This window comes from Lentisalinibacter salinarum (assembly GCF_040706555.1).
Classification (GTDB): Bacteria; Pseudomonadota; Gammaproteobacteria; order Steroidobacterales; family Woeseiaceae; genus Lentisalinibacter; species Lentisalinibacter salinarum.
In genome coordinates this window covers 247,775-271,128 of the sequence record NZ_JAPDRH010000004.1, presented here as the reverse complement: position 1 = coordinate 271,128, position 23,354 = coordinate 247,775, and the positions used below count along the sequence as shown (strand labels likewise).

Here is a 23,354-nt window from a genome sequence, read left to right as displayed (position 1 = left end):
ATCGGGTGGGCATGGGTTGTGGGAACGCTCCTGACGGGCACCTCTTCCACGCCACCACGGGCGTGGCCGTCATGCGGGGGTATCCATCCCCACGACCTTTTGTCGGGAGCAAGATGGACTGCCCCGCAGGGTGGCCGCGAAAGAAGGGGGGATCGGGGCTAAAGCCCCTCCTACAGAAGGCCCTCCTACGCTACGCGTCGGACCTTGCGCAGGTCAGCTGCTGCGGTGCTGCGCGCCTCTTCCAGGTCGAAGTCCGCCTGCAAACCCATCCAGAACTGCTCGGAGGTGCCAAAGGCCTTCGCCAACCGGAGCGCGGTGTCGGCCGTCACGGACCGCTTGCCAAGTACGATCTCGTTAATACGACGGGGAGGCACGCCCACAGCACGCGCGAGCGCATTCTGGCTTATTCCCATGGGCTGCAGGAACTCCTCGAGGAGGATCTCGCCGGGATGGACGTTGGGGAGTTTCTTGGCCATGTCTCTTGCCTAATGGTAATCCGTGATCTCGACCCGATCGGCGTTGCCGTCACTCCACGTGAAACAGATCCGCCACTGGTCGTTGATGCGGATGCTGTACTGCCCCTTCCGGTCCCCCTTCAGACGCTCCAGCCGGTTTCCCGGCGGCACCCGCAGGTCGTCCAGGTCGCGGGCATTATTCAGCATCCTCAGCTTGCGGCGTCCGATGCGCTGAATCGGAACCGGAAGCCGGCGCGAGACCGTTCCGTGCCAGATCTTCTCTGTCTCACGATCCGCGAACACTGTGATCACGGCGGAACCATAACGCTATGCGTTATATAACGTCAAACGTTATAATTGACCTATAGGGCTAGAAAAGCAATGTAGGAGGGGCTTTAGCCCCGATCCATCAAACAAATCGGGCCTGAAGGCCCTCCTACATCATCACCAGACATTCACCCTTTCGGTATCTCGTTGAACGGCACGTCCTTGTCCACCCGCACATCGGGCGGCAGACCGAGCACCCGCTCGCCGATTATGTTAAGCAGGATCTCGTCGGTGCCACCCTCCACCCGGTTGCCGATGGAGCGGAAGAACGAGCGCTGGAACACCGCATCCAGCGGCGCCTGTTCGCTGTCCGTCACGATCCCCGCCATGTCCTGCAGGTCCATGGCGAACGACGCGATGTCCTGCCGACCACGGCCGAGCACCAGCTTGGTCATCGACGCTTCCGCGCCCGGCGTCTTGCCCGACGACAGCGCCGAGATCATCCGGTAGCCGGTGTACTCCAGCCCGTTCGACTTCACGAACCAGTCGGCGAGGCGATCGCGCACGGCACCGTCCTCGATCAGCGCGCCGTCGGCGCCCTCCATCGTGTTGGCCATCTCCAGGATGTCATCGAAGTTAGACGGGAAGGCCGCGCCCACGGAGAGCCGCTCGTTCAGCAGCGTGGTCATGGACACCTTCCAGCCCTCGCCCACTTCGCCGAGGCGGTTCGCGTCCGGGATGCGCACGTCGGTGAGGAACACCTCGTTGAAGTCGGACTCCCCGCTCACCTGCCTGATGGGCCGCACCTCGATGCCCGGCGATTTCATGTCCAGGATGAAATACGTCAGCCCCTGGTGCTTCGGCACCGTGGGATCCGTGCGCAGCACCAGGATGGCGAAGTCCGCCACATGCGCGAACGAGGTCCAGATCTTCTGGCCGTTCACCACCCACTCGTCGCCATCCTTCACCGCGCGGGTGCGGACACCCGCCAGGTCGGAACCCGCGGCCGGTTCGGAGAAGAGCTGACACCAGATCTCGTCGCCCCGTGCCATCGGCTTCAGATAGCGCGCCTTCTGCTCGTCGGTGCCGTGACGCATGATGGTCGGGCCCGCCATGCCGATGCCGATGATGAACGGCCCGGAGAGCACGGAGACGTCGCCCTCCTCCTGGGACCAGATTACCTGCTCGATGGGCTTCGCGCCGCGGCCACCGGCCGCCTTCGGCCAGCCGAGGCAGGCCCAGTTGGCGTCGAACTTCTTCGCCTGCCACGCCTTGAACGGGGTGATGTCGCGCTTGTAGTGAACCTTCGAGAGGTCCACGTCCGGCCGGTTGGCCTTCAGCCACTCGCGCGCCTCGGCGCGGAATTCCGCTTCCTGGGGTGTGTCGTTGAAATCCATGGTCGCTCCCTCCTCAGGCCGCGTTCAGCGTGGTGGCCGTGGTGGCGTCCGGCTCGCGCCGGGCCTGCAGCCGCTGGATGAGTTTGTCCTTCCACACGCGCTCGCCGCCCAGAATCAAGTTCAGGAGCTTCGCGCGCCGGTAGTAAAGGTGGCAGTCGCCCTCCCAGGTGAAGCCCATGCCACCGTGCACCTGGGTGTTCTCCCGGGCGCATTCGTAGAACGCCTGGGACGCCGCCACCCGGGCCGTGGCCGCCGCCACGGGCAGCTCGTCCGCCCCCGTCGACAGGGCCCAGGCGCCGAAATACGTGTTCGAGCGGGCCAGCTCCAGCGACACGAACATCTCCGCCAGCCGATGCTTGATGGCCTGGAAGGATCCGATGGGACGGCCGAAGGCGAAACGCTCTTTGGCGTAGGTCACACCCATCTCCAACGCCGCCTGGGCGCCGCCCAGCTGCTCGAAGGCCACCAGCACGGCCGCCCGGTCCAGCACCCGGTCCAGGTACTCGAGACCCTTGCCCGGCTGCCCCAGCGGCTCCACCGGGACCCCCTCGAAGGTGAGCGTCGCCGCATCCCGGGCCGGGTCCACCGTGGCCAGGGTCTCGCGGGTCACGCCGGCGTCGGCGAGATCCGCCAGGTACAGCGACACGCCCTGCGCGTCCTTCGCCGCCACCACGGCGTAATCGACGATGCTGCCGTCCGGCACCGGCGTCTTCGTGCCGGTGAGCTTCCCGTTCTCCACTTTCGACCGGATCTTCCGCGCGGTCACCGCGCCGGCCGTCTCCGCGAGCGCCAGCGTGCCGATGGCCTCACCCGCCGCCAGCTTCAGCAGCCACTCGGACTTCTGTGCGTCGCTGCCGGCGGCGAGGAGGCTCTCGCCGGCCAGATACACCGCGCTCGAGAAAGGCACCGGCGCCACGGCCCGACCGAGCTCCTCGGCAATGACGCAGAGCTCGAGGTACCCCATGCCGAAACCGCCGTAGGTCTCGGGCAGCGCCGTCGCGGTCCAGCCCATCTCCACGATGGACGACCAGAGCTTCTCGTCGTGGGTGGCATCAGTGTCGAGCACGCCGCGCACCGTCTCCGGCGGGCACTGCTCGCTCAGGAACTTGCGCGCCTCCTGGCGCAGCATCTCCTGGTCTTCGGAAAACTCGAAATTCATGGTGCTTCCTCCCCGTTTGGCAGGGAGGAATGTAGCAGATTGAGGAAAGACGCTGTAGGAGGGCCTTCAGGCCCGATTGATCAATGTATCGGGGCTGAAGCCCCTCCTACAGCGCCGCTCCTGCAAAAAAAGAAGCCCCGCGGTGCGGGGCTTCGAGGCAGCAATTATCGGAAGTCGTGTTGTCAGGCTTTTCGCCGGCGGGCTGCACCCGCTCCCAGCAGGCCGAGGCCCAGGAGAGCCAGCGTATTGGGTTCGGGAACAGCGGCATAGGCATCAAAGCTCGAAATCTGCACTCCGCCACCATGAGTGATCGTGGAGAATATCGTCATGGAGTACAACTCACTCTCATTGGTGAAGCTGCCCCCGGTGGATCCGGAGAACGCGCCGTCGGTGCCCAGCATGCTTCCAAGCAACTCTTCTGTCCCGAAGGCAGTGTTGCTGCTGTCGTAATAGAAGCTGGCGTCCACCGACCCGTCGGTCGTACCTCCGAGCAGGAACCTGAAATTTGATGATCCGACTGGTCCGGTAAAACCGGTTGCGGTCAGTCCAATTGTCAGAGACCCGGCACCGGAACTGACGTCGACGGAGTTCAGGTCCAGGATGGGCTGGTCTTCGCTACCCAACACGGGAGTCGAAATACCGGTACTCACGTTGATAATGAAGTCACCGAGCGCTCCATTGAAAACAACGACCCCGTCCAGGTCACTATCGTCGTTAGCGCCTCCGTCCTCGACGACGACGGAATTTCCGAGACCGTCGTCAAGTGACAAGATGACATCCGCACTTGCCGGCAAGGAAGATAAAAGCAGGCAAGCTGCCAAAACTCGTGAAAATACCATTATGCTCAGTTCCTTCTAAGGTTACCCGACGAGGACTAAGCAAGACATGTGCCACGTCATCAATACCTCGCAAATACAGCAGCTTAGGCGCATTACATAAGAAAGATCTGACGTCACTGTAAACCGCATCGACGTTCGCTTGTCATAACCGATTCTGGGCGCTGGGTCTCTATGGTCGACTATCTGAACACCGTTCCCCTGTGGCTCCGTGCGGCCCTGACCGCGGGACTCATGACCGCGCTAGTCATACTCTCCCTGATCCCCGGCACGGCGGAGGATGGCGATTCGGTCTTCGTCTGGGCAGTCGCACTCACTCCCACTCCTGTGCAGAAGCTGATGCATCTCCTTCTCTATGCGCTCCTCGCGTTCCTTCTCGCTTGGACGCTGGAAGCCGTTAACCCCGTAAGGATTCGTTTCCTTGCGGCCGCCGTACTTGCCGCGAGCTTCGGAGCCGCCATGGAGTTGGCGCAGACCTATGTACCGGGCCGATTCGGGACACTCGTCGATGCGTTACTGAATGGCGCCGGTGCGGCGCTTGGGCTCTTTATTGCGTGGATTGTGCTCTAGGGACCCGCAGAGCGATCCCAGACTCGCTCACGGTGAGTCAGGTTTCTTGCCACGTCCCAAACGGGTGACCATGAATTTGTAGGCCAGGTGGTAGCCAAGCAACCAAGGCGGCATACGTATCCAATGTGAACGCAGATAAAGCACAAAGCGAGCGAACTCGGTAACCCGACTGTGTTCATCCGGGTGCTGAGGATACAGGGCCCGGGGAACAAGACGATCCATGAGCGCCACGACGAATCCGGGCGGCGCCCATGCCCTGGACTCGAGCAAAACTGTCTCAGGAATTCCTGTCCCTAACAGGCGATGCGCATAGCGCAATGCGTAAAAGGCCGGCCGCTGCAGGTCGAGCTCCCCGGCCCGCAGGACCAGTCGATCCCAGAACGCAGTATCCCGGGACGAAAAGTAATCCAGCAGATCCGCGATATCGACGAGTTCCCTGAGCTTGTCGGCGAGGTCATCGGCGACTATCAGGTGCGTCATGGCGTGGAGCACCATGTCCTCATCCGCCAGCACTCGATATCTCGAACCTGCCAGCGCACGCGAACGCTGCATCAGTGCGCTCCCGTCCGGCTTCAGACGGGCAGTCCGCGGGAGGATGTTGTGATGGAGATCGACCTCTATCTCCCGGGTTTCGTGCGTCAGCGGGGGGAGCTCGTGCGTCCATCTGCGGTAATAATTGTCGTCGTACGGAGTCAGCGGAGCGGTGCGCCATCCCCGCTCATCGAGTCTGGTCTCCAGCTCCTCCAGAGCGTCCTCGTTCGTCATCAGGTCCACGTCGGCGAAGACACGACCCCGGGAATTGGGAAGATCCAGGAGCAGGTAGGCACAGCCCTTCATCGCTACCAATGGCAGCTCGTCGTCATCGCCCACCGCCCAGGCAATGCGATCGAGCTCCCAGAGCGCCAGCCGCTTCCGGGCGTCGACCATGATCTGCGCACTATGGAGCTGATCGGCCACTACCATGGGTAGCTCATCCAGCCCTCCCGCCTCTTCGAGTGAGGCAGCCAGGCGGCCCAACAGGCGGGCTCTGCGCGCCACGCGCAGCGCCAGATCCTGTTCGGACGAGGAAAGAGCCGGGAAACGCGCCGGCGCGGAAACAACCAGTCCGAGCAGCCTGCGTACCTCTGCCCGGGAATCGTCCCCGCTACGCCTCATCCTGATCCGCCATGCGCTCCAGCGCCTCTATGGCCTGGTCGAGGTCGGAATATATCAGCCTGTAGCTCCGGCAACGGTCCACGAGTCCCTTTACGGTCGCGAAGCCCGCCTCCCCCAGCACTTCGTAATTGAACGCGTTCGTGGCAAGCAGCATGAAGCTGTCTGCCGGAGCGAGTTCCTCGAGCCGGCACTCGGACCCGGCCTGCCACTTCGGATAGACGATCCAGCGAGCCGAAGCGGCCTCTGCCGCGCGGCGAGCACTCTCCGTCGGCGGTTTCAGGTGGGCGACGGTCCCCTTGCGCGTGCCGGCTATGGCCGGACCGAGTTCTGCGTCCGCGGAGAAATGCCTGATGACGTCGATGGACTCGTTCTTGAGCGCCATCGGCCGCGGCAGCGGGATCATGTCGGACGTGCCTGGCCGGAGCATCCCGAATTCATCGGAGAACAGACGCCATCCGCGCAGCGCGAGCGCTGCGCAGAGCGTCGTCTTGCCGGCTCCCGGCGCTGCCGGCAATAGCAGTGCACGATCGTCTCTGGCAACCACCGCCGAATGAAGCATGAGGTACGAATGGAAGCGCAGGGCGATAACGAGGTTGATCCCCCACTCCAGCACCGCGAGCCCGTGGGACGCCGGCATGTCCTCGTGGGGCACCCGGCCATCCACGGTGAATCGGACCCTCTGGCCCCGCCACGGCAGCAGCGCACGACGTCGATCCAGCCACGCGTGAAAACTGAAGACGCTGTCCTCCGCAACGAGCGGGTAGTCACGGTAAAGGCGGTAGAGAGTGTCCGTGATCGCGTCATGCCTGACGCGGATTCGGGCCTTGAACGGCCCGATCGCCAGACCCAGCCCCTCCGCGAGTCGGCGTTGGAATTCCGCCGGCGCGAGCGAACCCACCGTGGGCCGAGCCGAACCCATGCCGCTCATGTGCGCCGGACAAGCCCGATCTGTTCGAGGTAGTTCAATAGCGCTTCGAACTGCTCGCGGTTCCGTGCAGAGGCCGCCTCGTCGCCGCCCTCGGACAGGGCCATTTGCCCGGCTACGGCATCTACGTCCAGCGGCTCCCGGAGCAGTTCAGACAGCAGAACGTAGCTCGCGGCATTCAGGAAATGAGTCTTGCCCGACGGGCGATGATAGGCGACGTAGGCGTCGCCACCCCATGACGCCCACATCAGTTCGTCAGGGAAAGGCACGTACCAGGACGGCGAGTCCTGCGCTGGTTGGGGCCGCATCGTCTCCTTATCGTTCCGGATCGTTCCGCGGATGATCGATTAACCGGAAATCAGAGATCGACGTAATTCACAGCGCCCGCAAATGACGTTAGCGCCGTACCGGAGACAAGCATGCCTTTGGGCATGTTGACTGACTGCCAACCCTGATCTTTGTAGTAGTACGTACCGCCGGTTTCGCACATCTGCGCTTCGGAGATGGGTGACGAGGCATCATCGCTCTTGTAGTAATTGCGCTCGTTGATCATGTGCACCCGAGCGTGCGGCGGCTCGCCCATATCGTAGAGATCCGGCGACCCGGCCGGGTCCACCGACGTGGTATCCAGGCACGCCGTGCGGTTCAGCTCGTCCACATGCGGCGTCACCGTGCCGCTGATCAGATTACTCGACCGCGCCAGTGCGGCACCGCTGTGCAGCGTCAGCACCACCGGCATGGCCTTGACCGACCCCTTGAGAATCGACCGGCGACTTATTGATTTGGGACCCGAAACGGGATTACGGTCCCTCATCGCATCCGACTCTCTGTCACTGTTGCTCATCAATGCTTCCTTCGACCCGCGCCCGGCCGACTAATTGACTCTGAAAAGTCATGCACCTGATCTCGATGCTAGCGATTTACCATGAATCAAGCAAGAAGCACGCCAATTAAAAAACCTGATTATCAATCAAGGAATTATGCAATCGGGATTCTGTAAAACGAATGAAACTGTATGAAATTTCGACACGCCATGCTCGCCTTACATAACGCGAACCGTCTCACCAGGCGGCTCAGGTCCTGGCTGGCGTCATGAGGCAGATCTGGCTGGCGGTCCTGGTCGTGGTCGCCTTCGTCTCTATCTATCCACTGGACTTCCGCTGGACCGCACCGAATGCGGATGCCCTGCGGGCTTTTCTCGCGACCTGCTGTGTGATGACCAGTCGAGGCGACATTCTGGGGAATTTCGTACTTTTCGTACCGGTGGGGTTCGCCGGGATGCTGGCACAGCCGCAGCCTCGAGAAAGGCGATATCAGTTTTTCGTTGTACTGACGGTCTCCGTCATTTTCGCGCTGATCCTCCAGGTCGCCCAATTCTATCTGCCTTCCAGGGACCAGAGCCTCCAGGACGTCATCTGGAACACCGTCGGAACACTTGCCGGCGCGGCTCTCGCGCCGCTGGTAACCGCCATTTCGCGACATCCATCGGCGGCAGCGCGACAGGCGGCCCTCATCCCCGCGGTACTCTTCGGCGCCTGGCTCGCGTACCGGCTTTTCCCCTTCGTACCGTCCATCGATCTTCAGCTCTGGAAAGACAGCCTGAAGCCGCTGCTGAGCCTCGACCTCCGCTTCTCAAACGTGATGCGCGATCTGACGGCATGGGCGATCGCCGGCTATCTTCTCAGCCGCGTTCACGAAGCCGCCCGCCTGGACCGGTTTCTGCTTGCAGCGGGTATCGGAGTATTGGGAGCCGAGGTCACGATCGTCGCGAACTCCGTGAGCGCCTCCAACGTCCTCGGCCTGCTGCTCGGCGGCACGCTATGGTTTGCGTTCCTGCGACGGCAGCGCGCACCGGAGGCCTGGCTGCTGGCGGCGCTTACGCTGTCTATCCTGATTTCGGGGCTGACGCCTTTCCAGTTCCGATTCGTTCCGGCCGAGTTCGGCTGGGTGCCCTTTCAGGGTTTCCTCGGCGGTTCCATGTACGTCAACACTCAGTCGGCGCTGGAGAAGCTCTTCCTGTACGCCAGTTTCGTTTATCTCGGCAGACAGCTGCGTCTTTCCTTCTTCCTCACCGTGCTCGCAGGCGTAATGGTTCTCGGTCTGGTCGAGGTCGCCCAGACAAGGATGGTGGGCCATACGGCGGAGATCACCGATCCCCTTCTTTTGATCCTTGCAGCACTGGGAATCCGCGCACTTGAAAATACCCGAGAGCCAGGCAGCCATGATGATGTCCTACCGGCGAATAAGGCGGTCAAGAAGATAGCCGACTCGTGATCGACAGACCAGAATCGGCGCTACAGGTCTAGCAAACCCATATCAGGAATGACTATTTTACCGACATGTGCAGGCCCGCATACTGAGGCTCACTTCAGTTGGCGCCCAACCGATGAGGGAATATTCAATGCCCCTAAAATACCGAGCGCTGCTCTTCTTTCTCTTGGCCCCGGCTTTCTCACAGAGTACGGAAGTCAGTCCCGGCGACGATCTGAGACTAGCAATTTCTGCGCTTGGCGCCGGGGACGAACTGGTTCTTTCCGGTGGCACGTACGAATTCGATTCGCGCTTTAATATCACCGTCGTCGGCGAGGCAAACCGGCCTGCAGTCATTAGGGCGAAGGCGGGGGAAAAACCGCTTATCCGGATGAACACGAGTTCGCAGAACGTGATCGAGATCCAAGGCTCGCGTCATCTTGTCATTAGGGGGATCGCATTCAGCGGTGGCTCGCATGGTATCCGTTTGATGAATTCGGACTACGTAACCATCGAAGATTGCGAGATCTACGAGACTGGTGATGTGGCCATCTCTGCCAATTCGGGAGGCACATACGAAGGTTTGCAACTTCGCCGTAACCACATCCACCATACCAACGGTACCGGAGAGGGTATGTACCTGGGCTGCAATAACGACGCGTGTCGTGTGCTGAATAGCACGATCGAATGGAACTACATCCATCACACCAACCGGGCAACCGTGTCCCAAGGTGACGGAATCGAACTTAAGGAAGGCAGCGCGGGAAACATCGTCCGCCACAATGTCATCCACGACACCAAGTATCCTGGCATCTTGACCTACAGTACTCGCGGCAATGGTGCCCCGAACCTAATTGAGAGTAACCTCGTCTGGAATAGCAATGACAATGCAATTCAGTCTGCGGCCGATGCAATTATCCGAAACAACATCATTATCGGCGGCGAAATCGCGCTACAGAGTCATCAAGCAGGCAGCCCCTCGAACCACGAGATCGTGCACAACACCATCATCAATGACGGCAGCGGCATCTATGTACGCGATGTCTCCGGACCCGTGCTGATTGCGAACAATGCCGTCTATTCGCAGAGCGGCGCCGCTATTCGACTGATCAGTGGCGATCTCTCGAAAGTGACTGTGGCTGGTAACGTGGGTGCTGGCGGGCTTTCGGGGGGAAGTGCAGGTTATGAGAACGGTAACGGCATAGCAGTCGACTTCGTGGCTGCCAGTTATCGGAACTCGCCCCCCATCAATGTCTTCCCGGCGCTGGAGAGCGCTCTGATAGACGCAGGCGCTCGGGAATATGCAGCAACGCGGGATTTCAATGGATCGCCGCGAGACGGGACTGCGGATGCCGGCGCCTACCGATACGCGGCCGGGGGGAACCCAGGATGGACGTTATCGGCCGCGCTAAAGGAAGAGAACAGTAACATCCGACCGAACCCGCCGACGGACGTTACCGCGGATTAGGTGCGGTTCAGTTATCGGCAAGGCCGATACTCTCAATGGGACAAATACATGTCTGAATACGATACCAAGGACTATTGGGACAAAAAGGCTAAGCAGTTTGAGGATGATCCGGTTCGGGCGGCCTGTGCGTCCAGCAACGTCCAAAACCACTGCATAGATCGAGTCCAAAGAAAGGCGCTCGAAACTGTTGTTCGACGCATCGGCGGTCGAGATGAATTCCAAGGAAAATCTCTCCTCGATTTTGGATGCGGCTCAGGACGGTGGGTTCACTATTTTGCTGAGTTGGGCGCTTCGTACCAAGGCGTGGACATTTCAGGTGAGATGATACAGATCTGCCGGCAATCCCACCCATCGCTCAATTTCTCAACAATGGATGGTCTTCGAATACCCGCATCTTCCAAGTCCTTTGATTTTATTTTCAGTATAGCGGTACTTCATCATAATCGACGTAACGAGCAAGGCTTGCTGCTTAGCGAGCTTACGCGTGTGATCAAACCGGGCGGTTTCTTGTTTCTTTTTGAAGGGCTGGGCTCAACTCCTAGAGAACGAGAATTTCCTAGGACTCTACGTGATTGGTCCGAAAGCGTGGTTTCTATGGGCTATGAGCGTCTGATGAGCAAGCGTTACCACTATTTTCCATTAGGTCACCTGGCGGAAGCAGTGGGCAAGCGCATAAGCGCTACGTATACGAATCATTGGCGAATAATTCAGGTCGATGCAGCACTGTCGCCGGTTCTGTCGAGAATCGTCCCCAATGATTCTCAGGGTCGGGGCGCCATGCTATTCCGCCGCATCACCTGACTCGGTACTTTTTCTTGTTTTAGATTTTGCGGACGTGTCGCCGCGGAGTCACGGAAGAGTGGCCCATGACCTGAGCTACGAATTCTCTTTCTATCGCCCCAGGTGCCAGCTATTCCGCTCTAGCACGTGGTGCTCCCGAGAATTCGGAGACGTCCATTGCGCGCAAAGCCTCTGTGGGGCAAACAACCAGGTGCCGGTAAGAACAGGATTGCCAATGCAATATCTAAAAATTGGCCGCTTCCCGGCTGCGATTTCTGGCAGGCGATAGAAAGAGCCGATGCTCCACTCTCATGGAACATCACCGGCAGTGGAACGGGCAGTGAGTAGAATTGTGTATGGTCGACGCGCAGGCTAGCAAATAATGCTCGCTATCTCAGCCACTTACGACAGGAATATGGCGTCCCCACGGGGATTCGAACCCCGGTTGCCGCCGTGAAAGGGCGGTGTCCTAGGCCTCTAGACGATGGGGACACTCGGAAGTGACAATGGTGGAGCCAGGCGGGATCGAACCGCCGACCTCTTGCATGCCATGCAAGCGCTCTCCCAGCTGAGCTATGGCCCCACGAAGCGCGGAACTTTAAGGCACCCCTCACAGGGTGTCAAGGAAAGCCGCCGAATCAACGTCTTAGCTTGAAAAACCGCTTAAAAATCAGACGCCGTCGGCCGGCCGGCTAACCCTGCGCCGCCGCCCGGGCCTCGATCAGATTGATGGCGTGATCCAGCCGCGCCAGCGTCCGCTCCTGCCCGATCAGCGCCACGGTCACGTCGATGGGCGGCGACACGGGTCCACCGGTCACGGCCACCCGGATCGGCTGGCCCAGCTTGCCCATGTTGATGCCAAAGGCCTCGGCGCTCTCGTTGATGACGCGGTTGATGGCCTCCGCCGTCCAGTCCAGGAGCTCCGCCAGGCGGTTCCGGGCCTCTTTCAACGGTTCGAGCACAACGGGCCGCAGATGCTTTTTGGCCGAATTCGGCTCGATCTCCTCGAAGTCCTCGTAGCAATACCGGGCGCTCGCCGCCATGTGCAGCAACGTGTCCGCCCGCTCGCGGTAGGCCCTGGCGACGTCCAGCGGATCCGGACCACTCTCGACATCCAGTCCCGCCTGGTGCAGGTACGGCAGCAGCCGATGGCCCAGCTCCTCCGGCCGCATGGCGATGATGTGCTGCTGGTCCAGCCAGCGGAGCTTCTCCGGGTTGAAGGCCGAGGCCGAATGGTTCACGTCGGCGATGTCGAACAGCTCGATCATCTGGTCGATCGTGAATACCTCCTGGTCGCCGTGGGACCAGCCGAGGCGGACGAGATAATTCAGTAGCGCTTCGGGCAGGTAGCCCTCCGCCCGGTATTCCCGCACGTCCACCGCCCCGTGGCGCTTCGAGAGCTTGGCTCCGTCCTCGCCCAGGATCATGGGAAGGTGGGCGTAGACCGGCGGCTCCACGCCCATCGCCCGCAGCATGTTCATCTGCCGTGGCGTATTGTTGAGATGATCGTCGCCGCGGATCACGTGGGTGATCTCCATGTCGTGGTCGTCCACGATCACGGTGAAATTATAGGTGGGGCTGCCGTCGGATCTGGCGATGATGAGATCATCCAGCTCGGCGTTCTGGAATACGACCCGACCACGGACCTTGTCGTCGACCACGACGACGCCCTCGAGGGGATTCCGGAAGCGGACAACAGGGTTTACACCCTCCCGCGGCTCGGTCCGAGACCGGCAGCGGCCGTCGTATCGGGTCTTGACGCCCTCGCGCATCTGCTCCGCCCTGAGTTCCTCCAGCTCCTCCTTCGTGCAGTAGCAATGGTAAGCGTGGCCCTCGTCGAGGAAGCGCTCGATCACGGCCTCGTAGCGCTCCATGCGCTGGCTCTGGAAGTACGGACCCTCGTCGGCGTCCAGGCCGAGCCAGGCCATCCCATCCAGAATGGCGTCCACGTTCTCGGGGGTGGAGCGCTCCTTGTCCGTGTCCTCGATGCGCAGGACGAACTGGCCGGCGTGGTGGCGGGCGTAGAGCCAGCTGAAGAGTGCCGTGCGGACGCTGCCGATGTGCAGCGTGCCTGTCGGGCTGGGGGCGAAGCGGGTGCGTACGTTCATGGGGCGGGAATTCTACACATACGCCATGATATGTAGGAGGGCCTTCAGGCCCGATTTTGATCGGTCGGGCCTGAGGGCCCTCCTACATAAAAAAAGCCCCGGCTGAGCCGGGGCTTGAAGGTTAGTCCAGATTGGAGTTCGGGTTCAGGCAGCCTTACGACGGCGTGCGAATCCAGTTGCGATAAGGCCCAGACCGAGCAGTGCGAGTGTTCCCGGCTCGGACACACCGGTTGCACCGCGCACCCAGAGATTCAGGTGCGATATTGCGCCTCCGGTGCTATCCCCAGGCGGAATCATGTACCTGAAGTCGCCGAAATAGCAGGCCACACCAAGCGCACACCCGGCATTGTAGGCCAGGCCCGCGCCAACATTGTCGGTCACCCAGCCTTCCACGTCCGAGTAGCCCGTCGGATCGATGATCACGGCAGTCGAACCGTCCTGACCATCCTTCCAGAACAGGAGGACTTCATCGTACATGTCAAAAACGGAAGCCGCGATACCGAAAGTGCCGATCTGAAAGCCGCCGAGATCGGGGTCTATCGGAATTCCGTTCTCATCGCCCACGACCAGTGAGGCGCCGCCCTCCGGGCTAACCGGGAGTTCCATCCACTCCTCGTCACCGCCGAAGAGGATGTCGCCGGTGCCGAAAATGTTATTGATCGTACCGATCGCAGGACTTGAGCCCTCGTCATTGAAGTTCTGATTGATAGAAAGGCAGTCCACCTGCCCATCGACATGGTTATCGACACCGAGCTCGGAACAAGCCACCCAGTCAGCCAGTGCAACTTGCGGAACACTCAGCAGCAGGCAAAGTGCCAGCACAGAGGATCCACCCGCAACCCAATTTCTCATTTTCATCGTTATCTCTCCGTTTCCTTCTACCTGCGCCCCGTTTACATTCAAATCCGGAGGTCAGGGCCAACTATCTTCAGTCTGGATAAAGCAAACTCCGTGCCATTTCTCTAACTGCATGATTTTCTAACTATTTTTTTTGGGACCGAATAGCCCAGATAGTCGATGTGTAAAAGTTCTCGACGCTCTCTCGCCTGGCTACGCACGCAAGACATCGGGCCGCCGATAACGTCAGCGCCTACGGGCAAGCCGAGAGGTTATTGACTCATTCGGTCAAAACAGCGATCCCCTCGCTGTCGACAATGCGACTCGCCAGCGGGGCATCCTGTGGCACCTCGTCACGCGTATTGGTCTGCGATAGGGGCGCGAAGTAGCGCAGATCGATATTCGAAGGCGCCGGCCCGTTCGGCTGATCACAATTGGCGCAATTCGTGTGGAGATAATCCTCGCCCGGTCCTCCAGCGATGCTGACGTACCTGCCGGATCCGCCAATCGCGGCAGACTGGTCGGCGCATCGGCCGGGCGGGCGGTCAGCACATCAATCTCGTCGACCGTGGCGTCGTCGTCCAAAAGCACGAAAATACTGCCGTTGAAGATCCACCCGTCAAAACGGCGCTTCCGCCTCGTTGCGAAACCCTGCAGCAGTCAGAACCCAATGAATTGCCACATCACGCTAGGCTCCAATTCCCCGGATACAACTACGTCAAAATCTCAACTTCCCATTTTCGGGGGACATGCCCACGCGGAACTATGTTCAAAACATGCCGACGCGTTCACGGAATCCAGGGTAGGTGAACGCAGCCGGCAAGATTCCTATTGAATACCCGGACTCAAAGCTTTATGAACACTCTTTTTCTGTACATCTCGAAAATGACCGCGTAGCAAATTGCCAAGAAGCATAGCGTGTAGGCTAAAGCGGCAATCTTGCCTGGCAACCATGATTGAAAAGCATGCTCGTAAATAAGATAGCGAAGGCGCGGTGTCGAGCCATCAGCGAGTGGGATGCGTCCATATACGAGAACACGTTGAAATATCTGGGCTAGCACAAAAAACGTTATCGCATTTGCACCGGCGATCTGAAAAAAGCGCTGTAGGATCCCAGCAAGATCGTGTTGATGGACCCAGTATAGGAAGGCGAGAACCTGTGCGGCGACACCGACCATCAACACCACGTACGAAGGCGTCCAAAGCGGTTTGCTGATCGGGACCAACAAAGACCATAACGCACCGCCACAAAGAAACAGAAAGCCGACTGCAAACAAGCCTAACGCCTGACTAGTAATCGTCGTCTGATGCTTTAACCAATAACCTGCGACGAGACCTGCTAGTGTACTTGCGATTGCAGACGCGGTAGGCAGTAGCCCTTGTGTCACCGGGCCACCTCTCTGGAAGTGCTGCGCGTAGTCACCCAGAATGAGACTGTCGAGATATGTCGACACATTTCCCTCCGGCGTCAGCACGCCGGGGCCGAAATCGGGCACATGGAACCTAACTAGCAGCCAATGGTAGGTAGCGAGTACAACTATGATGATCGCTACGTGGGTACGCAGTCCTGCAAACCTGTTGATCAAAGCTACAGCGAGATAGCAAATGCCTATTCGCTGAAGCGTGCCATGAATCTGGAGCTTCTCAAGTTCGTAATAAGGAAAGTTAGCCAGCAAGATGCCGATTACGATCAGGAGTGCCGAGCGTCTGACAATTCTCGCGTACAGGTACACTTCATCGTGCTTTGGCTGGGGCCGATGAAAATATGAAATTGACAGCCCGACTATGAACAGGAACATTGGGAACACGGTGTCGGCAAGGGTCCAACCGGTCCACTCAGCATGCAAGAATGGAGAGAACACACTGTCGGTCGGAGGGCGGTGATTCACCATGATCATGGCGATTATCGCAAGACCACGAAATTGGTCTATTACGGGGTCGCGGCCTTCCCATTCTCGCGACACAAAAAGTGCGAGCCACGAAGAGAGCTTGCTCGACGTCTTACTATTCTCCGCGGTTCCCATATCGTAGACGTATTGTCAGATTGCTCCGATCAACTCTTTGCTATTGTCATACTGAGCCATGGCGTTGCGAAGTTGACCAGGAAATTGAGTCGCTCTTCCTTACAGACGCATGCCCGAATGCGCCTTTTTGTAGTCGTACCGCGATCCAATTCGAGCAGTTCGTCAATCTCGCGCTCGGCGGAGGAGAACAGTGGGCCCCGTAACGCGAAAGCCGAGGTTCTCGATGACGCAAGTGACTATTCCTTATGGGCCACGGTCCTCGTTCAGGACCGCCAGGCTCGTTTCGACCATCGCCTCGATCGACGCATCATGGAGTTCTGCCCGCAGACGGCCATCCGGATCCACCAGGAATATCTGCGGTGAGTGCATGACCTGGTAGTCTCCACTCTTATCCTTATGGCCCTTGAAGAAGGCTGCCGAAAACTCCTTCGCTATCCCGCGGACATACTCGGGCTTACCGGTCAGACCGATGAACCGCGGCGAATAGGTCGAGAGGAACTCCTTCATGACCTCCGGTGTGTCACGTTCGCCGTCGACGCTAATGAGGATGTATGCGACATCCTCGGGAACGAGCTGCCCAGACCGCTCAAGGCGGCGCAGCTTCTCCATCGCCATCGGACAGACGTTGCGGCAATTCGTAAAGCCGAAAAATACCAGAGCCAGCTTGCCGCGGAGATCACTCAGCCGCACCGACTCTCCATCCTGATCGGTGAGTTCCGCTTCACCGATTTGCGGTGCCGATTCCAAGACTCGAACGCGGTCAAATTCAGGCAGTGAGCCGTCTGCCAACAGGCTGGCAGACATCACCAGGAATATGCCGCCTGTCAGGAGCGCCGAAAATCCACACACTACGTTCTGCACATGGCCTCCTGTCTCCAACATCCCGCGCGTCAATCGATCCGTACCAGCTTGACCGCATCGGCGCTGGCCTGACCGTTCTCGCTGGAGACGCTGACCGCGCCGTTGGCTCCAGCCGTGAAAGTATACGTCCCGATCAGAATCCACTGGCCGCCTAGCGACTGGTCATTCTGATCGACAACTACCGTGGCAACGCCACCGTCGTGCTCGATCCGATACGGCACGGAGGACGAGCGGTTCTGATGATAAGTCCACCACACATAGACTTCGTAGGTACCTGACGCGCCAAGCTGCGGGAGCCAGGTAAACAGTCCGTCGCGGTCGGAATAGACCGAACCGCCTGACCATGGATCGACGCCACTCGAACCTTTCCACGTACCCGAACTCGATGTATTCGCATCCTCATTGTCGACGATTAATTCCGTCGGCGCCTCGGCGGTGGTGGCGGTAGCCGCATTCGACAGCCCGGAGGAATTGCCGGAAATATCCGACGCCCGGACCTCGAACGTATAGCCGGTACTGGCTGTCAGCCCGGTCACGGCGAAGGATGTCTCTTCGGTCACGGCTGCGATCGGAGCCCCGAGGTCACCGTCCTGGTAGATTCGATAAATCACACCCGTGAGCGAATCATCCGTCGATGCAGTCCAGGCCAGATCGATCTGTGTGTCGCTTATGGCCGTCGCCGTCAGGCCGCTCGGATCCGTCGGCGGTGTCGTATCCGGCGGTCCGCTCTCGAGTAGAACCAACCTGACAGCATCAGCGCTGGCCTGGCCGTTCTCACTCGAGACGCTCACGGTCCCGTTGACGCCGGCTGTGAGGCCATAGGTCCCCAGCAATACCCATTGCCCGCCGAGCGCCTGATCATTCTGGGCGACCACGACCGTATCGATGCCAGCGTCGTGCTCGATTCGATACGGTACATTAGAGGAGCGGTTCTGATGATAGGTCCACCACGCGTAGACCTCGTAGATGCCCGAGGTGCCGAGCTCCGGCTCCCAATTGAAGACGCCGCTGGCGTTCGAATACACCGAACCGCCCGCCCAGGGGTCCGCCCCGCTCGAGGACGCCCACGTGCCCGAACTCCAAGTACTCCCATCGGAGTTGTCGACGATGACTTCTGTTGCCGCCTCTTCCGTCGTAGCGGTGACCGCAGCGGAGAGACCGGAAACATTGCCCGACAGGTCGATCGCGCGGACCTCGAAGACATAGGTGGTATTCGCTGTCAGCCCGGTTGCGGAGAAGCTCGTCTCATTCGCGATCGTTGCAACAGGCTGCGCGTAGTCGCCATCCTGGTAGATTTCATAACTGACGATCGATGAATCATCCGTCGAGGGATCCCATGACAGATCGATCTGCGTATCGCTAATCGCCGTCGCTGCCAGACCGGTCGGATCCGTCGGCGGCGTGTTGTCGGGCGGTCTAGACTCGATCAGTACCAGCTTCACTGCATCGGCGCTGGCCTGACCGTTTTCGCTCGAGACAGTGACAGTGCCGTTCACTCCCGCCGATATGCTGTATGTACCGAGGAGGACCCACTGTCCACCCAGAAGGTCATCGTTTTGGTCAACGATCACTGTAGCAACGCCACCGTCATGCTCGATGCGATAAGGCACGGATGAGGCACGATTCACGTGATATGTCCACCAGGCATAGACCTCGTAAATCCCTGACTCACTAACCTGTGGATACCAGGAGAACAATCCGTTGTTGTCGGAATAGACCGAGTCACCCGCCCACGGACTGAGTCCCGTCGACGACTTCCATCGACCCGAACTGGACGTATTCGCATCTTCGTTATCCACGATTAACTCGGCCAGGGGACCGGGTACCGGCGCAGTGCTTTCGCCGGCGTCGATCTGCACCAGGTACGCGACGAGCTGCTGCATCTCCGCCGCTCCCAGCGAAACACCACCATGGGCCGCCACAGCCTCTGCGAGCGTCGCGGCGGATCCGTCATGCAGATAAGGCGCCGTGGACCAGAGTCCGCGCAGCGTCGGCGTGTCGATGCCGGTCAATTCGCTGTACAGCCGCTGCCCGCTCGAGGCCTTGATAGTGCCGATGTCGTGCAGGGCATCCATGTCGCTGTCAGAGAAGTTATCGCCAGTGTGACAGTCGGCGCAGTTCTCTCGTCGGAAAATCTCGCGCCCGGCCTCGCCGTCGTCCGTCAGCGTACCGTCTGCATCCCGGTAAGGACTCTCGTCGAAGCGATCCAGTGACACTATATAGGCCGCCAGCGCATCGAGATCGGCGCTGATGCCTTGTTTGGAATCGCCTAGCGGGTCGCTCCGGGTGCCGGCATTGAAGTCCGCATCGCTCATCAAACCGGTACCACCGGCCAGCAGCCGGATCTGCCCCTCGAAGTCCTGTACCTCGTCGAAGTTCTGCGACCAATGCAGTCGGCCATGCCTTGCCGCCGGGCCGCGGAGATTGATGGTATTCCGCAGACCCTCGCCCATGCCGGTCAGATCCCAGACTCTTCCATCACTGCCACCATCGTTGTGGCAACTCGCACAGCTCATGTAGTTGTCTCGAGCGAGGCGATCATCGGCCGCATCATAGAAGAGCTGCTTCCCGCGCAGGACCTGCGGCGCGAGCTTCTCGCTCGATACGGTCCCGACCGTATCGAGCAATGGCGCCGTCCAGTCCCCCGTGGCCATTAGCGCTGTCAGGTCGTATACGGTCACGCTTCGATCCATGAAATTGCTCACGAACAGCTTATTGCCGTCGGGTGAGATCAGCAGGCCCTGCGGCGCTATGCCCGTCGCGATGCGGAAGATCTCGAAGCCGCCATGGGCGTCGATTACCGCCACTTCCCGGCTCGTCTCCAGGGCAGCGAATTCGTAAATTCCGAGTGGATCGTAAGCCGTCGCGCTGACCATACTCGCATTGTCATGATCGATGCGCCCGGTGAAGTCCTCACTGTTCGCCACAGGATCGATGCGAGAGGTAACGGCACGCACGGTGTTCTGGAAATTCAGATTCAGCCCGTCACGGAGGACACCGCGCTCGATGTTGTCCAGCTTGGACGGTACTGTCGCAACGAGTCCGTCCGGTGAGATCGTGACCGCGCCCAGGTAGTTCGGTACACCCCGTCCCTGGTTCTCGGCGTCGGCCACCTGGCTGTGAGCCAACGTGATCGTCCCCTGAAGTGTCGCCGAGGCCGCGTCGACGACGAGCACCTCGCCGCCGCGGGGTACGCCGCCCTCCTCGGTCCTGGGTGACGCCGTGTGCTCGTCCGGTTGCGGCGGTGTCCGGAAGCGCGAGACGTAGACGATACTTCCGTCATGGTCGACGGAGACGTGACGGACGTGGGTGCCTACCGCGACATCCGCAAGCGGATCCCCCGTCGTGCCGTCAAGCTTCAGCAGGCGTCCGACGGCCTCCAGCGCGACCCACGCTTCGTTCGCCGCAGGCGAGAACGCAATGCCGTAAGGGGCTGAGGCCGGTGGCAGCGGCAGAGTCTGCATGACCACCAGAGCCGCAGGATCGATGACGCTGATGCTGGCCGAGTCGCGGTTGACCACCCAGACTCTCCCGTCGGCAGCGATACCCAGCGTCCTAGGTCCGTCGCCGACTGCGATCTCTGTCTGTTTTGCGTGCGTCGTCGCATCGAGCACGGTGACAGTGTCGTTATCCGGATTGGCGATCCAGACCCTTGGATTGCCCGCGCCGCTCTCCTCGTAGACGATCCTCGAGGAATGGGTGGGTCTTTCGGCGGTTACCGGCCGATGGACAGCCTGCACGAACGTCTGGACAACTGGCGACCCGGAAGCGTCGTTGACCGTCAGTGTGACGTAGAACACGCCGGGTTCAGAGTATGTATGCGAGATCGAAGGCGAGGATTGATAATCGGTCTCGGGGGTATCGTCGCCGAAGTTCCACTTGTAGACGACATCCGTGCCCCCGGCGGCTACCGCCGTATAGGCGACTTCGGTATCTACGACGACCGGATCCTGAGCCGGCATCTCCTCTACCGTCAGCGGAGCAGCCGCGCCGATCTCCCAGGTGAAATCCACTGAATCGGAATCGCTACCATCAGTCACCGACACTGAGACATCATAGACGCCGACTGTGTCGGGCAGTCCGGTGATCCTGCCGGTGGCAGACCCGATCGTCAGCCCGGGCGGTAGTCCCGCGGCATCGAAGGTCAGCACGTCATCGTCGCCGTCGGTTGCATTGAGTTGCAGATCGACGGCGGACCCGACGAATCCCGACTGATCCCCGGGATTCACGATCACCGGCGAGGAGTTGATACTGATCTCGGTGATCGTCGCCGGCCGGCACTCCACACCGAAGCTGTCCAGCCAGCCTCCCGAACGCCCGTACAAGGCAAAGACGGGGTTGCCTGTGCCGCAGCTCTGGGCAGGCTGCGCGGTGCCGCCGCCACCACCATCACCGCCGAGATAATGCGGATCACCCGTCAGGGTACCGTCCGCAGTCAAGGCACGGCATTCGAGTTCCAGTTGATCCACGTACTGGCCGGAGCGCCCCCGGAAGCCGCTTACTGCATAATCCCGCGGGCAAGTCTTCGCGAAAGCCGTCCCACTGGTCGTCGTGCCGGTGAGCGCGCCATCGGCAGGATCACGGATCCAGCGGCCCAGCTGGTCCACCTTTACGCACTGCGGACCCACCTGGTTGACGTAAGTCTCATAGACACCATGAATACCCACGACGGTCTCATCTGCCGGGCAGGCGAGCTGGAACGGCGACCCACCGCCTCCGCCGATCGTCGGCGTATAGTCGACCGCAGTATCCGGTGTCGGATCGATATTGATACGCAGCATGCTGGCGACAGAGGGCACTCCGGCGCTGTCGATGATGAACATCAGATAGTAGCCCGGTGGCGTGTCGCTGGTGCGCGTCGGTAACTGGATGTCCAGCAAATTCGCGGCCGACGTGAACGCAAGCTCCAGGAAGCGCTGGTCCATATTCACGCTGTGCGTGACGGAGCCGGTCTTCACGAGCGTGACGCGGCTGACATTGCCGTTCACCTGCACACTCAGCGCATCGCCGACATTGGCGACACTGGGCGCCGACACGATCTCCGGGCGGCTCGCGAACTCCCCCGATGCATCGAATAGATACGGCGGATAGTAGATTTCTGCGTTCGTATTGTTCAGTGGCCCCGGTGCACCGCCACCTGCTACCAGCACGCTGGCATCGGGCAACAGCACCGCGGAAGAATGGTACAGGCGAGCAAGGGCGCCCTCGGCCCCGATGTGCCAGCTGCCAGTCTGCGGGTCCCAGATCTCTGCAAAATTGTTGACATCGGTGAGCTGATTGTCGACGCGGCTGCCGCCGGTCGCCAGCACCTTGCCGTCCGGCAATACGGTGGCGCTCACCCAGCGCCGCGGCGAGGACGTCGGCTCCGTCGACGTCACCTGCGGCGTCGGTCCGGTGATATCGATCACGACCGTGCCGCCCGGGCCGATCTGCACGATCCTTCCGGGCTCGAACATCGCGGCGCCGGATTGCCAGCCTGCGGCCGATGAGGAGAACTGCCCGACGGGCGACAAGCTGCCTGTACCTTCCGGCTCGACGAAATACATTTTACCGCTCGTGTCGTAGCCGAACACGCGGCCGTCCGGCGCCAGGAAGTTCCGGGGAAACAGCACAGCATAGCCGGAAGTCGAGGCGCCGGTCAGCAATCGGAAATCGCCGTCCGTCTCCCGGACCTCGGGCAGGTCCCCGCCTCCGGTACCGCCCTGGATGTAGATCTCACCGTCCAGCAGCGCCGTCGCCGACGAGTACCAGCGAGCGCGATGCATGTTCATCGAACGAGCCAGCGTATTGTCGTCGTAATCGAATATGTTGCTGTTGTTGTTCCCGGTGTTGGTAGTACGCGTACCGGTCCAATTGTCGCCACCGGCGATGAGGATATCGCCGCTCTGAGGCAGGATGATCTGGGAGCTGCAGAAAATGTCCGTCAGCGTCATGTTCTCGAGGGTCATGTGCCCCCCGTCCAGACCCGCCGCAGGATCCCAGGTGTCGTAGATGAAGTAGCCGGTCTGCGTGCCGTCGCCTTTCGTCCCGTACGTCAGCACGCGTCCGTCAGGAGTCAGCGCGGCATGGACGGCGATCAGCGGCCAATCGAAAACGGACGACCACGCCCCGTCGGTGTCATCGGCTTTCGCGGTCGCACTCAGACTGCATGCGAAGAGAACGAGGGAAACCCAAAAAAAAGCAATCGGCGCCGAACGCCGCGCTCGATCCGCGCAGGGACTACTGCTCCTGACCACTTGTCTCTCCCCCGGCTTGTCAGCTG

18 protein-coding genes and 2 tRNA genes are annotated in these 23,354 nt (G+C 60.4%); 4 read left to right on the top strand and 16 right to left on the bottom strand.

The genetic code is table 11. The annotated features are described in order from the left end of the window. Positions 1–185 precede the first annotated feature (185 nt). The 5 genes from ACJMKZ_RS16885 to ACJMKZ_RS16865 form a co-directional block, all read right to left on the bottom strand. A complete protein-coding gene (locus ACJMKZ_RS16885; RefSeq protein ID WP_405234390.1) occupies positions 186–476 on the bottom strand; it encodes a HigA family addiction module antitoxin in 291 nt (96 codons plus the stop codon). 9 nt (positions 477–485) lie between these two features. Then, positions 486–767, bottom strand: a complete 282-nt coding sequence (locus ACJMKZ_RS16880) for a type II toxin-antitoxin system RelE/ParE family toxin (protein ID WP_405234389.1) — start codon at positions 765–767, stop codon at positions 486–488. A 143-nt stretch (positions 768–910) separates the two neighbouring features. After that, positions 911–2,119 (bottom strand): acyl-CoA dehydrogenase, encoded by a 1,209-nt coding sequence (locus ACJMKZ_RS16875; protein ID WP_405234388.1) that lies wholly within the window; start codon positions 2,117–2,119, stop codon positions 911–913. Positions 2,120–2,132: 13 nt separating this feature from the next. After that, positions 2,133–3,278 (bottom strand): acyl-CoA dehydrogenase family protein, encoded by a 1,146-nt coding sequence (locus tag ACJMKZ_RS16870; protein ID WP_405234387.1) that lies wholly within the window; start codon positions 3,276–3,278, stop codon positions 2,133–2,135. Between the two features lie 182 nt (positions 3,279–3,460). Beyond that, entirely contained in the window at positions 3,461–4,117 is a 657-nt protein-coding gene (locus ACJMKZ_RS16865) for a PEP-CTERM sorting domain-containing protein (protein WP_405234386.1), read from the bottom strand. A 171-nt stretch (positions 4,118–4,288) separates the two neighbouring features. On the opposite strand from ACJMKZ_RS16865, the gene ACJMKZ_RS16860 reads away from it, so the two are divergent. Next, entirely contained in the window at positions 4,289–4,684 is a 396-nt protein-coding gene (locus ACJMKZ_RS16860) for a VanZ family protein (RefSeq protein WP_405234385.1), read from the top strand. Between the two features lie 27 nt (positions 4,685–4,711). Here ACJMKZ_RS16860 and ACJMKZ_RS16855 read toward each other — a convergent pair whose 3' ends face one another. The 4 genes from ACJMKZ_RS16855 to ACJMKZ_RS16840 are packed head-to-tail and all read right to left on the bottom strand — an operon-like array spanning position 4,712 to position 7,608. Then, positions 4,712–5,839 carry a nucleotidyltransferase domain-containing protein gene (locus tag ACJMKZ_RS16855; protein ID WP_405234384.1) on the bottom strand — a complete coding sequence of 376 codons (1,128 nt, stop codon included), beginning with the start codon at positions 5,837–5,839 and terminating at the stop codon, positions 4,712–4,714. Further along, on the bottom strand, positions 5,829–6,758 hold the full coding sequence (locus ACJMKZ_RS16850) for an HprK-related kinase A (RefSeq protein ID WP_405234383.1): 930 nt from the start codon (positions 6,756–6,758) through the stop codon (positions 5,829–5,831). Before ACJMKZ_RS16850 ends, ACJMKZ_RS16855 begins: the two co-directional genes overlap by 11 nt. 5 nt (positions 6,759–6,763) lie before the next feature. Next, the gene (locus ACJMKZ_RS16845; protein ID WP_405234382.1) at positions 6,764–7,072 is read right to left on the bottom strand and encodes an HPr-rel-A system PqqD family peptide chaperone; all 309 of its coding nucleotides are present in this window, start codon (positions 7,070–7,072) and stop codon (positions 6,764–6,766) included. A 50-nt stretch (positions 7,073–7,122) separates the two neighbouring features. Beyond that, positions 7,123–7,608, bottom strand: coding sequence for a hypothetical protein (locus tag ACJMKZ_RS16840; RefSeq protein ID WP_405234381.1), 486 nt, complete (start codon positions 7,606–7,608; stop codon positions 7,123–7,125). Positions 7,609–7,856: 248 nt separating this feature from the next. Here ACJMKZ_RS16840 and ACJMKZ_RS16835 point away from each other — a divergent pair, with 248 nt between their 5' ends. From ACJMKZ_RS16835 to ACJMKZ_RS16825, 3 genes are all read left to right on the top strand, one after another. Further along, positions 7,857–9,038, top strand: a complete 1,182-nt coding sequence (locus ACJMKZ_RS16835; RefSeq protein WP_405234380.1) for a VanZ family protein — start codon at positions 7,857–7,859, stop codon at positions 9,036–9,038. 127 nt (positions 9,039–9,165) lie between these two features. Then, positions 9,166–10,482 (top strand): right-handed parallel beta-helix repeat-containing protein, encoded by a 1,317-nt coding sequence (locus ACJMKZ_RS16830; RefSeq protein ID WP_405234379.1) that lies wholly within the window; start codon positions 9,166–9,168, stop codon positions 10,480–10,482. A 48-nt stretch (positions 10,483–10,530) separates the two neighbouring features. Continuing rightward, positions 10,531–11,283 (top strand): class I SAM-dependent methyltransferase, encoded by a 753-nt coding sequence (locus ACJMKZ_RS16825; RefSeq protein WP_405234378.1) that lies wholly within the window; start codon positions 10,531–10,533, stop codon positions 11,281–11,283. Positions 11,284–11,678: 395 nt separating this feature from the next. Here ACJMKZ_RS16825 and ACJMKZ_RS16820 read toward each other — a convergent pair. The 7 genes from ACJMKZ_RS16820 to ACJMKZ_RS16790 form a co-directional block, all read right to left on the bottom strand. Then, positions 11,679–11,754, bottom strand: a tRNA-Glu gene (locus ACJMKZ_RS16820). Between the two features lie 15 nt (positions 11,755–11,769). Beyond that, positions 11,770–11,845 (bottom strand) — tRNA-Ala (locus ACJMKZ_RS16815). Positions 11,846–11,954: 109 nt separating this feature from the next. Next, positions 11,955–13,370, bottom strand: a complete 1,416-nt coding sequence (gene gltX, locus ACJMKZ_RS16810; protein WP_405234377.1) for a glutamate--tRNA ligase — start codon at positions 13,368–13,370, stop codon at positions 11,955–11,957. Between the two features lie 144 nt (positions 13,371–13,514). Continuing rightward, positions 13,515–14,228: a PEP-CTERM sorting domain-containing protein gene (locus ACJMKZ_RS16805; protein WP_405234376.1), complete on the bottom strand. Its 714-nt coding sequence runs from the start codon at positions 14,226–14,228 to the stop codon at positions 13,515–13,517. An 824-nt stretch (positions 14,229–15,052) separates the two neighbouring features. Next, entirely contained in the window at positions 15,053–16,231 is a 1,179-nt protein-coding gene (locus tag ACJMKZ_RS16800) for an acyltransferase family protein (protein ID WP_405234375.1), read from the bottom strand. Between the two features lie 243 nt (positions 16,232–16,474). Continuing rightward, complete coding sequence (locus ACJMKZ_RS16795; RefSeq protein ID WP_405234374.1) at positions 16,475–17,092, bottom strand: SCO family protein; 618 nt, start codon at positions 17,090–17,092, stop codon at positions 16,475–16,477. A 29-nt stretch (positions 17,093–17,121) separates the two neighbouring features. Further along, positions 17,122–23,328, bottom strand: coding sequence for a golvesin C-terminal-like domain-containing protein (locus ACJMKZ_RS16790; protein WP_405234373.1), 6,207 nt, complete (start codon positions 23,326–23,328; stop codon positions 17,122–17,124). Between the last annotated feature and the right edge of the window lie 26 nt (positions 23,329–23,354).